The sequence below is a fragment of the Modicisalibacter coralii genome (genome assembly GCF_004117855.1).
GTDB classification, from domain to species: Bacteria; Pseudomonadota; Gammaproteobacteria; order Pseudomonadales; family Halomonadaceae; genus Modicisalibacter; species Modicisalibacter coralii.
The window spans coordinates 92101-110338 of sequence record NZ_QWBW01000006.1; the positions used below are offsets into that span (position 1 = coordinate 92101).

Below are 18238 nucleotides of genomic sequence, written 5' to 3' on the forward strand. Positions count from 1 at the left end.
AACGTCCTGTTCGTGCCTCCTTGGCCTGTCGAGCCTTCCTGGCTCGTTCTTCCCTGTCAGCGATTCCTTCGCTGTACTCAGCGTAGGCCGCTAACGGGCTGCCTACATATAACCCAAGTTAACCATTGCGCAAATTTACAGAAAATAACCAACATAGGTTTGCCACACCCACGGCGCATCGCAGCCGGGACTGTTCGTCGCCGGCGCTTGCGGCCGGCAAAGCGTCCGCGCCGGTACGTCAGAAGCCAGTAATTGGCAGCTTTCGACACCAGGCGCGCTCTGCCTAGATCATTTCCCGTCTCTCACCCCTGCTCGCCAGGTCTTCCGGGCGACTCACGCCGGATTGCGAACAGCGTTTGAAAACCCAAATTCTCTGCTACGCTGAAGAAGCGATGCGAGAAATCGCCATCGCTGATCGTGATGTCAGGAGGTAGCATGTGATGAGCAACAAGACAGGCATCGACTACTTCGTCGATCTCGACCACCGCCAGACCTACTTGCTGGCGGCAACGAATGAGGGGCCCGACCGCGCCAGCGGCGTGGAGATCTGGTTGATCGAGGATCATCTGGGCCCCGTGCCCGATTGCCTCATCGGCAGCGACGACCAGCGGCTGATCTATCGTGGCGTCACGGACGAAACCGAGGTGCGTCGGGAGTTCTATCGCATGAAACGGGCCCACCAGCCCGGTCGGACGCCGCTCCACCGGGAAGAGGTGCGGGGTCGCTGGCGCTACTTGTCGTCGTCTCCCTACCCGGCCCGCTAGCTATCGCATCACCGTTACGGACACAGCGAGGGAAGCCGAGCGAGGTGGACGCACGACCGAGCCGGCTTCCCTTGCGTTCGGGCATCCGAACGCCACGCTGCCGGGCTATCGACGCTCGTCGACCGCGCGAAGCTGCGTCTGATAACGGGTCTTGCGCTCGACATACCCGCTACTGCTCTCGGCCAGGCCGGCGACTTCCTCGTCGCTCAGTTCCCGTACGACCTTCGCCGGCGAGCCCAGGATCAAAGAGCGCGGCGGGAATGTCTTGTTGGACGTGACCACCGAACCGGCCCCTATCAGGCACTGCGCACCGATCTGCGCCCCATTGAGGATCGTCGAATGCATCCCCACCAGGGTGCCGTCGCCAATGGTGCAGCCATGCAGCATGACCAGATGGCCGACCGTGACGCCCTCTCCGATCCGCATCGCGAAACCCGGATCGGTATGCAGCACACAGTTCTCCTGAATATTGGTGCCGTCACCGATGACGATGCTGTCGTTGTCGCCACGGATCACGGCGCCGAACCATATGCTGACATCCTTGCCGAGGGTCACATCGCCGATCACGGCGGCATTCGGCGCGACAAAGACCGTCGCATCGCGCCGCGGCGCCTTGTTGTCGAGTGCGTAGAGAGTCATCGTCGTTGCTCGCTCTTGAGGTTGTTGGCTCGCCGGTGACCGGATAACCAGGGTCGGTGCCTCGATCAACCGGACCTTCCGGGCTCGCCCGTGGGCGTTCCGCGACAGCGTCGCGATAGGGCGGGCCTGTCACGTCTCCCATCGTCGGTCATGACGAGGAAGACGCCAAGCACCTCGAGTCGTGGTCTCGTCTTGCGCTGCCGCTCCTTGAACGTAACGAAATGTGTACTATCGTGGTAATGGAGGGCACGTGACGCCCTGACCAATGCCAAGGAGAGCTCCCATGAACAAGCTGCAACAGGCGCCAGCGACGCTCGGCCCCCATATCGGCCCGGCTCAGGCCTACACTGCCGAGCACACGATTGCCACCACCCGGCGTGACGAGGACGACGGTCCGATGAGTCTCGAGCAGGCCGCCAACGCCCGGCGGGAAGCGGAATACATCGCCCGTCGCAATGGCGTCAAGGAACCCCTGCTGCAACTCTGGAAAGTGATGCACTGAACCGAAGGCAAGGCTCACGCCGAGACCCGCCCCGGTCGCCAGGACCGGGGCCACTGGCGGATCTCAGCGCGGCGATATGGCTGCCGCTGGACGCTCCCCTTCCTTCTCGCCCCCCGCGAATGGCCTTCCCCGTGTCGGCGCACCTGGCCGTCATTCGACACGAAGCGACGGCGTCTTCGGCTCCTGCCGTGGCGAGTAGGCCAGCGCCCGCTTGAGCAACTGCAACTCGCAGTCCGAGTCAGGGTCGGCATAACACGCCATCACCCGAGTGATCTCGCGGCGCAACATGCCCTGGAGATAGGCGTGATAGGTCATGATGAAGGCCTGGCAATGCTGGCAATGCAACGCAGTGGCAGCAGCGGGTTCGCTCCCTTGCGGCCATGAGTTATCGGTGCGGCATACCGGGCAGACGGCTGTCCTGAAACGATTCGACATGGGGTGTCCCGCCTTCCTTCCATGGATGGGTGAAGCCCGACGGTACCACGCTTCGTATGACCGGTTGTTGACTCCCGACCGATCGCTTGCGGCAATACAGGAATTCGCCCGCAGGGCGACACGGGCTTGTCGGCAACGAGGAGACACAACAAAAAGCCGGTCCGCGAACGGACCGGCAACATGTGCTCAAACGGGACAGCAGGGAGCGTTGAACACACTCTCACGATAGGACAGCCATGGCCCGAGTACAAGGTTGGTATAGCCAGAAACGCGTAAATTAGGCCTAAAAATACTGAGGAATACGAAAGCACCGGAAAAACTTATACAAGACCTACCCGTGACGCGAGGCCAGGCGCATTGGCCTCAGGCGGCACCGCCCAGAATGGCCGCCAGATCGATGCGCGACTCCTGGGGCCTGAGATCCAGCAGCGCCTCCAGGGCACTCAGATGGTCGTGCATGCGACGCCTCGCCTCGTCGGCCGGCCCGTGCTCGAGCAACGTCAGCAGGTCGGCATGATCGTGATCGAGATAGCAAGCCTCCATGCCCGAACGCTTGTAGAGGGCAATGACGATCGAGGTGCGCAGGATGAGGTCGGCGAGCATGGCGCCGAGCACGCGATTGGGTGACTGCTCGGCCAGATAATGGTGCACCGCCTGCGAGCATTCGACACGCTCCGCCTCGTCGCCACGCTGATGCGCCTCGTGCTCACGGGCGATGATCTCGGCCAGGGCCTGGCGTTGCGCCTCCTCGAGGCGGCCGGCCAGCAGTCCGGCGACCTCACCCTCGACCAGGCGGCGAGCGGCGAAGATCTCGCGGGTTTCCGCCACGTCCGGGGCCGACACACGGGCCACCTGGTTGGGTTGCTGAACGATCACGTGGTCGGAGGCCAAGCGGGTCAGCGCCTTGCGCACCACCGAACGGCTGACCCCGAAGATCTCGCCCAGGGTGACCTCGGGCAGACGCGTCCCCGGTGGCAGGCGCTGGGTCAGCACCGCCCGACGAATCATAGCGACGATCTGCGGGTCGCTGATCCGGCCGCCGGATGGCGCATCGGCCAGCATCGTTTCCTGCCATGGCTTGTTCATAGCCACCTCGCGTTGTCGTTACGAGTTCCACCTTCGCACGTTATGCCCGGCAAGGCCATGTGTATGCAATCGGACACGATTTTTGGATCCAAGACCCCGCCAGACATTGTCACCACTCGCCTCAGGAAAAGGCATGAACAACGATGAGGGACCACGGGCAATCATGTGCGCGCTGCACAAGATCCCGCCAGAGGATCCCCACATACACGACAATCGGGAACCTTTTCGGAGCGTTTTCGAGGGTATCAGATTGCCCTCGCCGGGCGTCGCACCGTCTCGCTGGCACTTTCTGCCCCTTTTTTGCATACAAGAGGCGATCTCCAGACCAAGGTACTAAGAACAGGACCCGTCGAGCGCAACGCCTCGCTGCCACGATTCGTGCCGCTCGCCGGGAATGCCTGTCCAGAATCGAAGTATGGCGTGACGGGCGCCGGCGCGCACACGCCGCGGGTCGTCAAGGGCCGGACGCTGCGGTACCCGTCGTGCCGGGGAGGGCCGTTCAGGACCGGCGCGATCTCACGCCACAGCCTTGCAACACGACCCGGCACAGAAAATCGGTGATCCGCCGGTAGTCGTCGGTATCGAGTGTCTCGCGACCGGTGATACCCAGCACCTGGGCCTCGAAATCCGCATAGTGCTGGGTCGCCGACCAGATCAGGAAGATCAGCCAGACCGGGTCGACCGGATCCATCAGCCCGCGTTCGGCCCACTGCTCGAAGACCCTGGCACGCTGTTGCACCCAGTCGCGCAATTCGCCGCGCAGATAGTCCTGAAGAAAGGGAGCCCCTTGAATCACCTCGGCGGCGAACAGTCGCGAGCCCTGGGGATGGGTGCGCGTCAGTTCCATCTTGCTGCGAATGAACGCCTCGAGCACCTCGGCGGGATCGTCGTCGACGCTGATGTCGTCGAGCATGGCGTTCCAGCGGCTCATCATCCGCTCGAGAAGCGCGACATAGAGCTTGCGCTTGCTGCCGACGTAATACAGTACATTGGACTTGGGCAGCCCGGCGGCCTCGGCGATCGCCTGCACGCTGGCCCCCCGGTAGCCGTGCCGGGCGAAGACCTCCTCGGCCGCCTCGAGAATCGCCTTCTCGTTGCGCACCCTCGCCCGCGACACCTCCGACGAAGGGGTTGTGGTCATCGCAGCACCCCGCTGGTTCAAAGTCGCAAGCTTGCCGTACCTCGGGCCCGGACTCAATGTCGATCAAGCACTTGCCGAACCGTCGCCCCCGCGAGTCAGGATCAGCGCCATTTTTCAAACGCCCCGGCTTGCACTCACCGGGCAAATACGCCACGCTTCACTCATCTTGACCAATTGGTCAAAACCTCCTGACCTCGACGTCGAACACCGATAACAACGAGCGACCCGTGATGATCGACTTCTATCTCAATGGGCAGCGTCGGCAGTGCGCCGACATCCCGCCCGATACCAGTGCGCTCGAACTGCTGCGCATCCACCTGGGTCAAACCGGCACCAAGGAAGGCTGCGCCTCGGGCGATTGCGGCGCCTGTACCGTGGCGATCGGCACGCCGGACGGCAGCGGCGAGCTGACCTACCAGACGGCCAACGCCTGCATCATGCCCGCCCACCAGATCCACGGCTGCCACCTGGTCACCGTCGAGGGGCTGGCCCGCGGCGATGCCCTGCACCCGGTCCAGGCGGCGATGGTCGACTGCCACGGCAGCCAGTGCGGCTTCTGCACGCCGGGCATCGTGATGTCGCTGTTCAGCCTGCACGAATCCCAGCGCCGCGCCCCCGCCCCGCTGACGCCGCAACGCCTCGAGGCGGCTCTCGGCGGCAACCTGTGCCGCTGCACCGGCTACCGGCCGATTCGCGATGCGGCCCTGCGCATGAACGACTATCCGGACACCCACCCGGCCTGGGCCGACGACCCGCAGTTGCCGGCCGACGTCGCCGCCCTGGCCCATGATGCCACCCGCCAGCCGCCGGTGGCGGGCGAGACGCCCGAGGCCTACGCCCGGCCCCGCGACCTCGCCGAATTGCGTGAATGCCGCCTGCAGGCGCCCCAGGCTCGCCTGGTCGCCGGCGCCACCGACCTGTGGCTGGAAAGCACCCAGCAGCTCAAGTCCTTCGACGCGCTGATCGACGTCACCCGGGTCGCCGAACTGCAGCGCATCGACGAGAACGACGATGGCTGGTGGATCGGCGCCGGCGTTACCTATCGCCGCATCGAGCCGCTGCTCGAAGAGGCCTATCCCGCCTTCTCGCACCTGATGCACCGCTTCGCCTCGCAGCAGATCCGCAACCGCGCCACCCTGGGCGGCAACGTCGCCAACGCCTCGCCGATCGGCGATACCCCGCCGGTGCTGCTCGCCCTCGACGCGACCCTGCGCCTCGACGGTCCCGACGGCGAACGCGAGCTGCCCATCGGCGAATTCTTTCTCGACTACAAGAAGACGGCGCTCGCGGACGGCGAGTTCCTCAGCGCGATCTTCGTGCCCAAACCGACCGCGGACCGGCAGCTCAAGGTGTGGAAGATCTCCAAGCGCCGCGAGGACGACATCTCCGCGGTGCTCGCCGCCTTCGCCTGGCGCCTTGAGGACGGCGTGATGCGCGACGTCCACCTGGCCTTCGGCGGCATGGCCGGCATCCCCAGACGCGCCAGCGCCACCGAAGCCGTGCTGGAAGGACAGGCGCCCGGTCAGGCGCTCTTCGCGACGGCCAGGGCCACCCTGCGCGGCGAATTCGATCCGCTCGACGATGTCCGCGGCTCCCGCGAATATCGCCTGGTCACGGCGACCAATCTGCTGGAGCGGCTGCGCCTGACCCTCGATACCGACAACGACCCGACCACGGAGGTGTGTCTCGATGCGTACGCTCACTAAGCTGTCCAGCACGGCGTCCGACACCCCCTCCGCCACCGGCCAGCCGGCCGAGGTCGATGCCGAGTCGGCCCGCGCCCGACACGACCAGGACGGCCGCAACAAGGGCGACGGTCCGCTGGCGCGCGAGGCCCGTGACACCCGAGCCAATGGCGCGGGCACGGCCCAGGCCCACGAGAGCGCCATCAAGCACGTCACCGGGCGTGCCGCCTACATCGACGACATCCCGGCGCCCGCCGACGCCCTGCACGTGGCGCTGGGCTTCTCGCCGGTGGCCCACGGCCGCCTGACCCGGCTCGACCTCGAGGCGGTCAAGCGCGCCCCGGGCGTGGTCGAGGTCTTCACCGTGGTCGACGTGCCCGGCCACACCGATATCGGCCCGGTCTTCCCCGGCGACCCGCTGATCGTCGACGACGAGATCAGCTATCTCGGCCAGACGCTGTTCGCGGTGGCCGCCACCAGCTACAAGGCGGCACGCCTGGCGGTCAGGGAGGCCATCGTCGAGATCGACGAACAGCCGGCGAGCCTCGACCCGGTGGCCAGTGCCGAGCGCGGCGACGTGGTTCGCCCGACCCACGTCCAGGAGCGCGGCGACTGGCAGGCGGCGCTGGCGGGCGCCGCGTTCACCCTCGAGGGCGAACAGTTCGTCGGCGGTCAGGAGCACTTCTACCTGGAAGGCCAGGCGTGTCTGGTCACCCCCACCGAGGACGAGGGCGTCGTCGTCTACACCTCCAACCAGCACCCCAGCGAGACCCAGAAGCTGGTCGCCGAGGTACTCGACATCCCCTTCCATGCGGTGACCGTGGAGACCCGGCGCATGGGCGGCGGCTTCGGCGGCAAGGAAACCCAGGCCTCGCCCTGGGCGTGCATCGCCGCGCTCGTCGCCCGGCGTACGGGGCGCGCCGCCCGGCTGCGCCTGCCGCGTGCCGAGGACATGCGCGCCACCGGCAAGCGCCACCCGTTCCACAACCGTTACCGGCTGGGCTTCGACGCCCGGGGCGTGCTCGCCGGCGGCGACATCACCGTGATCGGCGATTGCGGCTACTCGCCGGATCTCTCCGAGGCGGTGGTCGACCGCGCCATGTTCCACGCCGACAACGCCTACTCGTTGGGCGACGCGCGGGTCACCGGCCATCGCGCCCGCACCCACACCGCTTCCAACACCGCCTTTCGCGGCTTCGGCGGCCCGCAGGGCATGATGATCATCGAGCAGGCGATGGACGACATCGCCCGCCACGTGGGCGAGGACCCGCTGACGGTGCGCAAGCGCAACCTCTACCGCGCCGAACGCGACGTGACCCATTACGGCCAGAGCGTCGACCAGCACCCGCTGATGAACGAGCTCATCGAACGCCTGGAAGCGAGCAGCGACTACTGGCAGCGGCGTGAGGCGATCACCGCGTTCAACGCCGCCAGCCCGGTCATCAGAAAGGGCCTGGCACTGACGCCGGTGAAGTTCGGCATCTCGTTCACCGCCAAGCACCTCAATCAGGCCGGCGCGCTGCTGCACGTCTACACCGACGGCAGCGTGATGATCAATCACGGCGGCACCGAGATGGGCCAGGGCCTTCACACCAAGGTCTGTCAGGTGGTGGCCCGCGAGCTGGGCCTGGATACCCTACAAGTACGCATCACCGCCACGCGCACCGACAAGGTGCCCAATACCTCGCCCACCGCCGCCTCGAGCGGCGCCGACCTCAACGGCATGGCCGCCCGCGACGCCGCCGGTCGGCTCCGCGAGCGGCTGTTCGACTTCGCCGCCGAGCACTACCAGCTCGACCGCGAGGGCATGCGCCTGGAAGACGGCGAACTCGTCGCCTTCAACCGTCGCATCCCCTGGGGCGAGCTGATCCAGGCCGCCTACCTGGGCCGCGTGTCGCTGTCGGCCAAGGGCTTCTACTCGACGCCGTTGATCCACTACGACCGGGAGACCGGCAAGGGGCGCCCCTTCTACTACTACGCCTACGGCGCGGCGGTTTCCGAGGTCGAGGTCGACACACTCTCCGGCGAGTACCGCCTCACCCGGGTGGACATCCTCCACGACGTCGGCGACTCGCTGAACCCGGCCATCGACATCGGTCAGGTGGAAGGCGGTTTCATCCAGGGCATGGGCTGGCTGACCAGCGAGGAACTCAAGTGGAACGCCGAGGGGCGACTGATCTCCGACGGGCCGGCGACCTACAAGATTCCCACCTTCGGCGACCAGCCGCCGGTGTTCAACGTCGCGCTGCTCGAGGGACACCCCAACTCCCAGGCCAGCATCTACCGCTCCAAGGCGGTGGGCGAACCGCCCTTCATGCTCGGCATGTCGGCATGGTCGGCGCTGCGCGACGCCCTGGCCAGCCTGGTGGACTATCGCCGCTGTCCGCGGCTGGACACCCCGGCGACGCCGGAGCGGGTACTGATGGCCGCCGAGGCTCTGCGCCAAGGCGGCGCCCAGGCGGCATCGCGGGAGACCCGGCATGATCTGGCATGAGGCGCTGCACCGCCTGCAGGACGCCGCCGAGCCCCACGTGCTGGCCAGCGTGGTCGGCACGGCGGGTTCCACACCCCGCGAGCCGGGCGCCAAGATGGTGATCACCGCCGATGCCGTTCATGACACCCTGGGCGGCGGCAGCTTCGAGTACCAGGTGATCGATACCGCACGTCAGGCGCTGGCCGACGCCGAACCGGGAACGCGCCTGGAGGCCTTTCCGCTCGGCGCCCGCTCGGGCCAGTGCTGTGGCGGCTACGTCCACGTCCTGCTCGAGGTGTTTCCCGGCGCGGCGCTGACGGTCGCGCTGTTCGGCGCCGGCCATGTCGGCCAGGCCCTGGCCGGCCTGCTGGCGCCGCTGCCCTGGCGCGTGCTGTGGCACGACAGCCGCGACACCGGCTTCCCCGACTGGGCGGCGAACCAGCCGCGCCTGAGCCGCCGCCCGGCCGCGGATGCCGACGCGGCGGTGGCGGCGTTGCCCCCGGGTTGCCACGCCCTGGTGATGACCCACGACCACGACGAGGACCGCCGCCTGGTCGATGCCCTGCTCACACGCGGCGACTGCGCCTCGCTCGGCCTGATCGGCTCGACCAGCAAGTGGGCGAGCTTCCGTCGCCGGCTGAGCGATGCCGGACACCCGGACGACGCGCTGAGTCGCGTCCGCTGCCCGATCGGCATTGCCGGCGCCCACGGCAAGCTGCCTTACGAGATCGCCGTGGCGGTGGCCGCCGAACTGCTCACTCTCAAACCCCAGGCCGCCGCGTCGGATCGGCGCGGCGTCGAACCGCAGGTGCTGCGGGCGACGTTTCCCCCACGATCGGCCCCGTGACCGTTTCAGGAGACCGACCATGACCGATGCCCGCCTGTTGCGCGGCCCCCTGCTGAGCTTTCTGAATGATCCCGGCGAGAACGATACCCCGGAATCCGGCAGCGTCCTGCACCTCGAGGACGGCGCGCTGTGGCTGGAGGACGGCCGTATCCGCGCCATCGGCGACTACGCCGAGCTCGCCCCACACCTGCCGGCCGGGCTCGAGATCGTCGACTATCGCGACAAGCTGATCATGCCGGGGTTCATCGACACCCACGTGCACTACGTGCAGCTCGACATCATGGCCTCCTACGGTCGCCAGCTGCTCGACTGGCTCAATGAATACACCTTTCCCGAGGAGTGCCGCTTCGCCGAACGCGCCCACGCCGAGAACGTCGCCGAGGCCTTTCTCGACGAGACGCTGCGCACCGGCACCACCACCGCGCAGGTGTTCTGTACCTCGCATCCGGTCTCGGTGGACACCTTCTTCACGGCCGCCCGGCGCCGCGGCCTGCGGATGCTCGCCGGCAAGGTGCTGATGGACCGTCACGCCCCTGACGGCCTCGTCGACACCGTCCGGGGCGGGCTCGCCGACAGCGAGCGGCTGATCGCCGACTGGCACGGCACCGACCGGCTCGGCTATACCCTGACGCCACGCTTTGCGCCCACCTCGAGCCGCGAGCAGCTCGACGCCACCGGCGCGGTGCTGCGCAACGCCCCCGATCTCTACCTGCAGACGCACCTCTCCGAGAACCGCGGCGAGATCGACTGGGTGGCCGAGCTGTTCCCCGAGTCCCGCGACTATCTGGACGTCTACGAACGATACGGGCTGGTCGGGCCGCGCAGCACCTTCGCCCACGGCATCCACCTGTCGCCCGACGAGCGCAAGCGGCTCGCCCAGGCCGGCGCCAACATCGCCTTCTGCCCGACCTCCAACCTGTATCTGGGCAGCGGCCTGTTCGATCGCCTGGCCTGCCGCGAGGCGGGTCTCAACGTCTCGCTGGCCAGCGACGTGGGCGCCGGCACCGACCTGTCCGGCTTCGCCACCCTCAAGGCGGCCTATCAGGTCGGCCAGTTGCTCGACCAGCCGCTCACCGCCTGGCAGGGCTTCTACCGGCTGACCCTGGGCAACGCCCGCGCCCTGCATCTGGACGCGCACATCGGCAGCCTGCGCGAGGGCGGTGAGGCCGACCTGGTGGTGCTCGATCCCCAAGCCACGCCGCTGCTCGCCCGGCGCACCGCTCGCACCCAGTGCCTGGCCGAACGGCTCTTCGCATTGATGATCCTCGGCGACGACCGGGCCGTGTACGCCACCTGGGCCCACGGCCGGCTCGTGCATCAGCGTGATGCAAGCGCCCCGCACGACGCACCACCGGATCGCATCGGCCAGCCGGCCTGATTTCGCTGGGGCGCGACCTGCCCCGCAACACGGTCGGCAGCGTCGACCGGACCCTGCGTATTGGCTGCCGACCCATGGCGTTCGCCCCGATCAATGGGCGTCGATACGCGCCAGCAGCGCCTCGCGCCGCGGCTCCTCGATGAAGGCTGCTTCCACGGCGTTGCGAGCCAGCGTGCGGAAGGTCGCGCGGTCCCAATCGAAGGCCGCGTGGCAGGCCAGGAAATTGTCGAGCATGCCGCCGCCGAAATAGGCCGGATCGTCGGAGTTGAGGGTCAGGGTGAGACCGGCGTCGAGCATGGCCGGCAACGGATGCGCGTCCATCGTCTCGACCACCTTGAGCCGGGTGTTGGACAGCGGGCACACGGTCAGCGGCATCCGCGCGTCGCGCAACCGCGCGACCAGCGCCGGATCCTCGAGACAGCGCACGCCATGGTCGATGCGGCAGACATCGAGGGTATCCAGCGCCTGGTGGATGTACTCGGGCGGCCCTTCCTCGCCGGCATGGGCGACCCGGGCCAGGCCCAGATCCCCGGCCCGGGCGAAGACCTCGACGAACTTGTCCGGCGGGTGGCCCTGCTCGGCGCTGTCGAGCCCCACGGCATCGACCAGTTCCAGGTAGGAATTGGCCTGCTCGAGCACCTGCATCGCCTCGTCGGCCGGGCGGTCGCGCACGAAACTCAGGATCAGCGCGCTCGACAGGTCCAGCTCGCGGGCGGCCGCGCGCATCGCCCGGCGCAAGCCCTCGATCTGCGGGGCCAGTCCCACGCCTCGGGCCAGATGCGCCTGCGGGTCGAACATCAACTCGACATGCACCACGCCGTCGGCATGAGCCCGGCGAAAGTAGGCCATCGCCAGATCATGGAAGTCGTCGGCGGTGCGCAGGACCGCCATGCCCTGGTAGTAGAGATCGAGGAACGACTGCAGATCGTGAAAATCGTAGGCGGCGCGGACCTCATCCACTGACGCGTAGGGCAAGGACACCTTGTTGCGCGCCGCCAGCTCGAACATCAGCTCGGGCTCCAGGGTGCCCTCGATGTGCAGGTGCAGTTCGGCCTTGGGCAGGCCCTTCAACCAGTCGTGCATGGGGGTCTCCCGCAATATGAGTCCATGCCATATTGCCTGAGCTGACCGATCGGGCAAAGTCCGCTTCAGAGCCGCCCTTCGCGTAACGTCAGGGTTCGCGTCACGCCGGGCAGCCAGGCGTCGTCATGGGCCAGGTAGAGCACCGTGCGCCCCTCGAGCCAGGCGTCCAGCCGCGCGGCGATACGCGCGGCGGTGGCGGCATCGACGCCGGTGAACGGCTCGTCGAGGATCACCAGCTCGGCCCGGGTCAGCAGTACCCGTGCCAATGCCAGACGCCGCGCCTGCCCCCCGGAAAGCCGGCGTCCCGACTCGCCCACCCAGGTCTCCAGCCCCACCGGCAGCGCGGCCGCCCAGTCGGCGAGTTCGACGATCTCCAGGGCCCGCCACAGGGCCGCCTCGTCGACCTGGGCATCGGCGAGGCGCAGGTTGTCGGCCAGGCTGGCCTGGAACAGCTCGCTGCGCTGGGTGAGATAGCCGATACGCCGGCGCAGCCGGGCCGGTGCGACCCGGTGCAGGTCGACGCCGTTGAAACGCAGCGTACCCGCGGTGGGATCGAGCTGGCGGACCAGCAACTGGCCGATGGAGGACTTGCCGGCTCCCGAAGCCCCCAGCAGCGCCAGCCGCTCACCGGGCGCGATCGTCAGCGAGACGTCATCGAGCGCCGGCACCGGGGCGCCGGGATAACGCAGTGTGACACCCTGCAAGGCGATACCGGGCCGGCCGTCGGGCAATGGCTGTGGCGTCCCGGGAGCCGCGATGCCACCCTGCCGGGCTTCCAGCGCATTGAGCCGCCGGGCCGCCGCGCGCGTACCGCCGAGTGGCGTGAACGCCGTCGGCAGGGCACCGAACACCTCGTTCAGCGCCAGCACCGCCAGCGGCAGCATCACCATCACGGCGCCGCCGATCCGCTGTGCCTCGTAGGCCCGGGCGCCCAGCCACAGCGCCAGCACGGCAGCGGCGCTCACGCCCAACCCCGCCAGCGCGCTACCCAGCGCCTGACGGCTGGCCAGCCGCCGCTGATCGGCATAGAGCGCCCGCGTTTCCAGGCCGAGACGCCTCCGGTAAGCGTCCAGCGCCCCGTGGCCGCGCAGCTCGGCGAGGCCCTCGAGCAGCTCGATGATCCGACTGCGCAGGCGATCCTGAGTGGCGATCCGCCGCTGACCGGGTGCCATGCCCAACCGCGCCTGACCGATCACCAACCAGGCCCACAGCGCCAGCAGCAGTAACGTCACGACAAGCGCCGCGATCGGCACGAAGATACCCAGTAGCACGCCGACGCCGAGAGCCGCCAGCAGGGCCACCAGCGGCGGTGCCAGCAACCGCAGATAGAGGCCATCCAGGGTGTCGATGTCCGCGGTCAGCCGATTGAGCCACTCCGAGGCACGCAGCCTGGCCAGCTCGCGGCCATCGAGACGGGTCAGCACCGCGAAGGCATCGCGCCGCAGGTCGGCGAGCACGCGCAGCACCGTGTCGTGGTTGTAGAGCCGCTCGGCATAGCGCGCCACGGTCCGCGATATCGCGAAGGCCCGAATGCCGCCCCCGGGCACGTAGACGTCGATCGACGCCGCGACCCCCGCGGCGATCAGCGCGCCGGTCAGCGCCGTGGCGGTGATGAACCAGCCGGAGAGCGCCAGCAGGCCGATCCCCGAGACCGCGGTCAGCAGCATCAGACCGGCGCCCAGCCACAGGCGCCGTCGGCGACGTCCCAGGCGGTTCAGCCAGGGACGAAAATCCGCGCCCAGCGACCCGGCACCCCGCTCGCCGTTCGGAACGCGCCGCCGCTCATGCCGAGACATCGTTGGGCCTCTCCTCCGCCGTTGGCGGCCGCGCCAGATCGACGACACGATCGGCCAACGCGACCAGTGCCGGATGATGAGTGGCGATCACCAGCGTCACGCCCTGGCGACGCAACGCCTGCAAGGCCTCGACGATGGCCGCCTCGGTGATCGCATCCAGCCCGGCGGTCGGCTCGTCGAGCAGTACCAGCGGGGCCCGCGACAGGAGCACCCGCGCCAGCGCCAGCCGCTGGGCCTGGCCCCCGGAGAGGCCGAAGCCGCGCTCGCCCAGCGGGGTGGCCAGCTCGTCGGGCAACGCCGCAACGACCTCGCCGAGATGCGCCCCGGCGATCGCCGCTTCGAGGGCCGTGTCATCGGCGTCCGGCGCCACCACCCGCAGGTTGTCGGCCAGGCTGCCCTGGATCAGCCAGGGACGCTGGTCCATCCAGGCGCTCGGCCCGCGCGGCTCGACGGCCAGGGTGCCCGCTGCCGGCTCGACGAACCCGGCCAGCGCCTGAAGCAGCGAGGACTTGCCGCTGCCCGAGGGGCCGACCAGGACCAGACATTCGCCCGGCGCGACGTCCAGATCGAGGGGGCCGAGCACCCGCCCGCGGCCGGCATGCGCGAGGGATACGCCACGCAGCGTGATACGCGGCGGGGCCGAGTCCCCCGTCGCGAACGCGGGGATGGACGGCGCGGGCTGCTTGAGCCGTTCGATCAGGCCGTCGGCCGCCCCCAGTGCCGCGGCGCGATCGTGATAGTGCTGGGACAGGGTGCGCAGCGGCTGGAAGAACTCCGGGGCCAGCAACAGCACGAACAGCCCGCTGAACAGCGTCAGTCCGTCGGCGGGGCCGAAACGAATGTAGCCGAGCAGGCCGAAGCCGATGTAGATCGCCACCAGGGCGATCGCCACCGAAGCGAAGAATTCCAGCACCGCCGACGACAGGAAGGCCAGGCGCAGGGTCCTGAGGCTGCGCCTGCGGTAGTCGTCGGCGGCGGCGTACACCTCGTCGATGCTCGCGCGGGTGCGGTTGAAGAGCTGCAGGGTGCTGACCCCGCGTACCCGGTCGAGAAAATGCCCGGCGAGCCGGCTCACCGCCACGAACTGTTCGCGATTGAGCCGCTCGGCGCCCATCCCCACCAGCGCCATGAACAGCGGAATCAGCGGTGCCGAGAGCAGCAGCAACAGCGCCGCCAGCCAGTCGAGATACGCGACCACCGCGAGGATGATCGCCGGCAACAGCATGACCAGCCGCAACTGCGGCAGAAAGCGCGCGAAGTAACCGTCCAGCGCCTCGACCTGCTCGACGAGCTGCTGGCCCAGCGCCGCGCTGTGGCGATCCGCCAGGCGCACCGGGCCCAGCGCGGCGAGATGGTCGAGCAGCGACTCGCGAACCCGCTCACGGACCCGCAATCCCGCCTCGAAGGCGGCCCGCTCCTGACCCCACTGGGCGAGCCCGCGCAGGACCAGCACACCGAGCAGCGCGACGAACACCGGCGTCAGGCTCGCCACCGACCGCGAGTCGTTGATCAGTACCGCGACCAGCCAGGCCAGCAGGCCCATCTGCACCAGGGTGCAAAGACCCGCCAGCAAGGCAGCGGCAGCGGCCAGCCCCAGCCAGTGGCGAACGCCACCGGCCAGGTCACGCAGCCAGCCCCGGGGTGTGGTGTCCACCGCCAGCGGTGGCGTCAATGGTAGCCCTCACCCGGACGCACCTTGCCGCGGAACACCCAGTAGGCCCAGCCGGTATAGCCGAGGATGATGGGAATCACGAACAGCACCCCGACCAGCAGAAAGAGCTGCGATCCCGGTGCCGAAGCGGCGTCCCACAGGGTGTACTCGGGCGGGATCACGTAGGGCCAGCGGCTGACCAGCAGGCCCAGATAGGTGAAGACGAACATGCCCATGGTAGCCAGGAACGGCAGGATGTCGCGCTCGCGCTTCACGCCCCACCACACCAGCGCGGCACAGCCCAATGCCAGCACCGGGAGGATCCAGATCACCTGCAGGTGACTGAACCAGCGTTCCCAGACCCCGGGATCGATGTAGGGCGTCCACAGGCTGACCCCGGCAAAGACCAGCAGTACCGCGGCCAGCAGCGACGGCACCAGGCGGCGCGCCCAGCGCTGGATGTGGCCCTCGGTCTTCATCGCCACCCAGGTCGCGCCCAGCAGGGCGTAACCGGCGAGCATGCCCAGCCCGGTGAGCACCGAGAACGGCGTCAGCCAGTCGAGGGCGCCGCCGGTGAATACCCGGTCGGCGGTCTCGAAGCCCTGGATGTACGCGCCGACCACCGCGCCCTGGGCAAAGGTCGCCACCGCCGAACCGCCGGAGAAGGCTGCGTTCCACCATTGCCGCGAACGGCGCGCCTTGAAACGGAACTCGAAGGCGATGCCGCGGAATATCAAGCCGGCGAGCATCAGGAACACGCCGATGTAGAGCGCTGGCAGCAGCACCGAGTAGACCAGCGGAAAGGCCCCCAGCAGCCCGGCGCCGCCGAGCACCAGCCAGGTCTCGTTGCCATCCCAGATCGGCGCCACGGAATTCATCATCACGTCGCGCGATTCCTCGTCCGGGGCGAAGGGAAACAGGATGCCCACGCCCAGGTCGAAGCCGTCCATCAGCACGTACATGATCACGCCGAAGGCGATGATCACCGCCCAGATCAGAGAAAGGTCGATAGTCGCCATGGCTCAGCTCCCTGAAGTGGTATAGCCGTCGGGATAGTCGTCGTCATAGGCCACGTGCGAGGCGGACATCGGCCGCATGGCGCTCTCCACGTCGTGGACCTCGCCCTCGGTCATGCCCTGGCGGATCACCCGCGTGAGGTAGTAGACCCCGGCATAGAACACCACGGCATAGACCAGCACGTAGCCGATCAGCGTGAACAGCGCCATGCCGCCGGTCAGCGAGGGGGTCACGGCCTCGGCCTGGGTCATCATGCCGTAGACCAGCCAGGGCGCGCGGCCGGTCTCGGTGACGAACCAGCCGGCGAGCACGGCGATGAACGGCGCCACGCTCATCAATCGCAGCCCCTGCAGGAAGGCGCGATGGGTGTAGAGTCGACCGCCGCGTCGCAGCAGCAGCCCGGCGAGGGCGAAACCGATCATCGCCAGCCCCAGCGCGACCATGATCCGGAACGAGAAGAACGCGATCCAGACCGGCGGCTGTTCCGCCTTCGGCACCTCGCTGAGACCGGGGAAGGTGCCGTTCCACGAGTGGGTGAGGATCAGGCTCGCCCCGTGCGGTATGGCCACCTCGAAGTGGTTGGTCTGGGCCTGCTGATCGGGTAGCGCGAAGAGCAGCAGCGGCACGCCATCGCCCTCCTGCTGCCAGTGGCCTTCCATGGCGGCGACCTTGGCCGGCTGGTGCTCGAGGGTGTTGAGCCCGTGCATGTCGCCGACGAAGGCCTGGAGTGGCGCAGCGATCAGCAGCAGCCACATCGACATGGACAGCGCCTTGCGGTTGGCTTCGACGTCGTGACCGCGCAACAGATACCAGGCGCTCACCCCGGAGACCACGAAGCCGCCGGTCAGGAAGGAGGCGATCACCATGTGCGCGAAGCGATACGGAAAGGACGGGTTGAAGATCGCCTCCAGCCAGGAGGTGACGTGGAAGAGCCCGTCGCGCATCTCGACCCCGGCCGGGGTCTGCATCCAGCTGTTGGTGGCGAGGATCCAGAAGGCCGAGACGAAGGTGCCCAGCGCCACCATCAGCGCGGCGAAGAGATGGACCTTGGGCGAGACCCGCTCGCGACCGAACAGCAGCACCCCCAGGAAGCCCGCCTCGAGGAAGAAGGCGGTAATCACCTCGTAGCTGAGCATCGGGCCGATGAAGTTGGAGGCCGCCTGGGAGAAGTTGCTCCAGTTGGTGCCGAACTGGAAAGACATGACGATCCCCGACACCACCCCCATGCCGAACACCACGGCGAACACCTTGGTCCAGAATTCGGCGAGCCGCTCCCACGCGGGGTTGCCGGTCTTCACGAACAGCCCGTAGAGCAGCGCGAGATAGGACGCCAGACCGATCGTGAAGACCGGAAAGATGGCGTGAAAGGATACGACGAACGCGAACTGCAATCGCGACAGCAGAATCGGATCAAGCTCCATGGCGACTCCTCAACCCAGCATCGGTTGGGGCCGTCGTCGACAGGGTTTTGGTGCGCATTTCTGCTTGTTGTCGGCCCAAAAGCCGTTCTTGTCGGTCACAACGACCCAGCATCCAGCATTCGGCCAACCATCCCCGGACGCGCGGAATGACCATCGGCCAAGTACTGGCACGACCTCATGATACCCGTCCGGGGAGGCCCACCTTAAGACGCGCCGGTGAGGTCCGTTGACGCAGGCCGGCGACGCGTCTCACCGCGGTGTCCTGAGTGTAGTCGGCAAAACCGCCGCCGAGACAATGCCGTCGTCGACGCCCTCTGCCC

The 18238-nt window shown here is 67.9% G+C and carries 15 protein-coding genes; 6 read left to right on the plus strand and 9 right to left on the minus strand.

Features of this window, described 5'->3' with window-relative positions:
* Window positions 1–440: 440 nt before the first annotated feature.
* Window positions 441–764, plus strand: a complete 324-nt coding sequence (locus D0901_RS00945; protein ID WP_129138415.1) for a hypothetical protein — start codon at window positions 441–443, stop codon at window positions 762–764.
* Between the two features lie 105 nt (window positions 765–869).
* On the opposite strand, the gene D0901_RS00950 is transcribed toward D0901_RS00945, so the two are convergent.
* Entirely contained in the window at window positions 870–1403 is a 534-nt protein-coding gene (locus D0901_RS00950; protein WP_129138416.1) for a gamma carbonic anhydrase family protein, read from the minus strand.
* A 283-nt stretch (window positions 1404–1686) separates the two neighbouring features.
* Between D0901_RS00950 and D0901_RS00955 the strand changes: the two genes are divergently transcribed.
* The gene (locus tag D0901_RS00955; RefSeq protein WP_129138417.1) at window positions 1687–1905 is read left to right on the plus strand and encodes a hypothetical protein; all 219 of its coding nucleotides are present in this window, start codon (window positions 1687–1689) and stop codon (window positions 1903–1905) included.
* 150 nt (window positions 1906–2055) lie between these two features.
* Here D0901_RS00955 and D0901_RS20845 read toward each other — a convergent pair whose 3' ends face one another.
* The 3 genes from D0901_RS20845 to D0901_RS00965 all read right to left on the minus strand — a co-directional run bounded on the left by D0901_RS20845 (window position 2056) and on the right by D0901_RS00965 (window position 4567).
* Window positions 2056–2220, minus strand: a complete 165-nt coding sequence (locus D0901_RS20845; protein WP_162500794.1) for a hypothetical protein — start codon at window positions 2218–2220, stop codon at window positions 2056–2058.
* 483 nt (window positions 2221–2703) lie between these two features.
* Window positions 2704–3426: a GntR family transcriptional regulator gene (locus D0901_RS00960; RefSeq protein WP_129138418.1), complete on the minus strand. Its 723-nt coding sequence runs from the start codon at window positions 3424–3426 to the stop codon at window positions 2704–2706.
* Window positions 3427–3925: 499 nt separating this feature from the next.
* A complete protein-coding gene (locus D0901_RS00965; protein WP_129138419.1) occupies window positions 3926–4567 on the minus strand; it encodes a TetR/AcrR family transcriptional regulator in 642 nt (213 codons plus the stop codon).
* Window positions 4568–4797: 230 nt separating this feature from the next.
* Here D0901_RS00965 and xdhA point away from each other — a divergent pair, with 230 nt between their 5' ends.
* Genes xdhA through guaD form a run of 4 tightly spaced genes read left to right on the plus strand, consistent with a single transcriptional unit; the run spans window position 4798 to window position 10950 of the window.
* Window positions 4798–6273, plus strand: coding sequence for a xanthine dehydrogenase small subunit (gene xdhA, locus D0901_RS00970; RefSeq protein ID WP_129138420.1), 1476 nt, complete (start codon window positions 4798–4800; stop codon window positions 6271–6273).
* Complete coding sequence (gene xdhB, locus D0901_RS00975; protein WP_129138421.1) at window positions 6257–8746, plus strand: xanthine dehydrogenase molybdopterin binding subunit; 2490 nt, start codon at window positions 6257–6259, stop codon at window positions 8744–8746. Before xdhA ends, xdhB begins: the two co-directional genes overlap by 17 nt.
* Window positions 8733–9572 (plus strand): xanthine dehydrogenase accessory protein XdhC, encoded by an 840-nt coding sequence (xdhC, locus tag D0901_RS00980; protein WP_129138422.1) that lies wholly within the window; start codon window positions 8733–8735, stop codon window positions 9570–9572. Before xdhB ends, xdhC begins: the two co-directional genes overlap by 14 nt.
* A gap of 19 nt (window positions 9573–9591) precedes the next feature.
* Window positions 9592–10950, plus strand: a complete 1359-nt coding sequence (gene guaD, locus D0901_RS00985) for a guanine deaminase (protein WP_129138423.1) — start codon at window positions 9592–9594, stop codon at window positions 10948–10950.
* Between the two features lie 90 nt (window positions 10951–11040).
* Here the strand turns inward: guaD and D0901_RS00990 are convergent, their stop codons facing one another.
* From D0901_RS00990 to D0901_RS01010, 5 genes are all read right to left on the minus strand, one after another.
* A complete protein-coding gene (locus tag D0901_RS00990) occupies window positions 11041–12033 on the minus strand; it encodes an adenosine deaminase (protein WP_129138424.1) in 993 nt (330 codons plus the stop codon).
* A 65-nt stretch (window positions 12034–12098) separates the two neighbouring features.
* On the minus strand, window positions 12099–13829 hold the full coding sequence (cydC, locus tag D0901_RS00995; RefSeq protein WP_129138425.1) for a thiol reductant ABC exporter subunit CydC: 1731 nt from the start codon (window positions 13827–13829) through the stop codon (window positions 12099–12101).
* Complete coding sequence (gene cydD / locus D0901_RS01000; protein WP_233440315.1) at window positions 13816–15501, minus strand: thiol reductant ABC exporter subunit CydD; 1686 nt, start codon at window positions 15499–15501, stop codon at window positions 13816–13818. Before cydD ends, cydC begins: the two co-directional genes overlap by 14 nt.
* The gene (gene cydB / locus D0901_RS01005) at window positions 15498–16499 is read right to left on the minus strand and encodes a cytochrome d ubiquinol oxidase subunit II (protein ID WP_129138426.1); all 1002 of its coding nucleotides are present in this window, start codon (window positions 16497–16499) and stop codon (window positions 15498–15500) included. The genes cydD and cydB overlap by 4 nt, the downstream gene beginning before the upstream one ends.
* Window positions 16500–16502: 3 nt before the next feature.
* Window positions 16503–17918: a cytochrome ubiquinol oxidase subunit I gene (locus D0901_RS01010; protein WP_129138427.1), complete on the minus strand. Its 1416-nt coding sequence runs from the start codon at window positions 17916–17918 to the stop codon at window positions 16503–16505.
* Window positions 17919–18238: the final 320 nt, after the last annotated feature.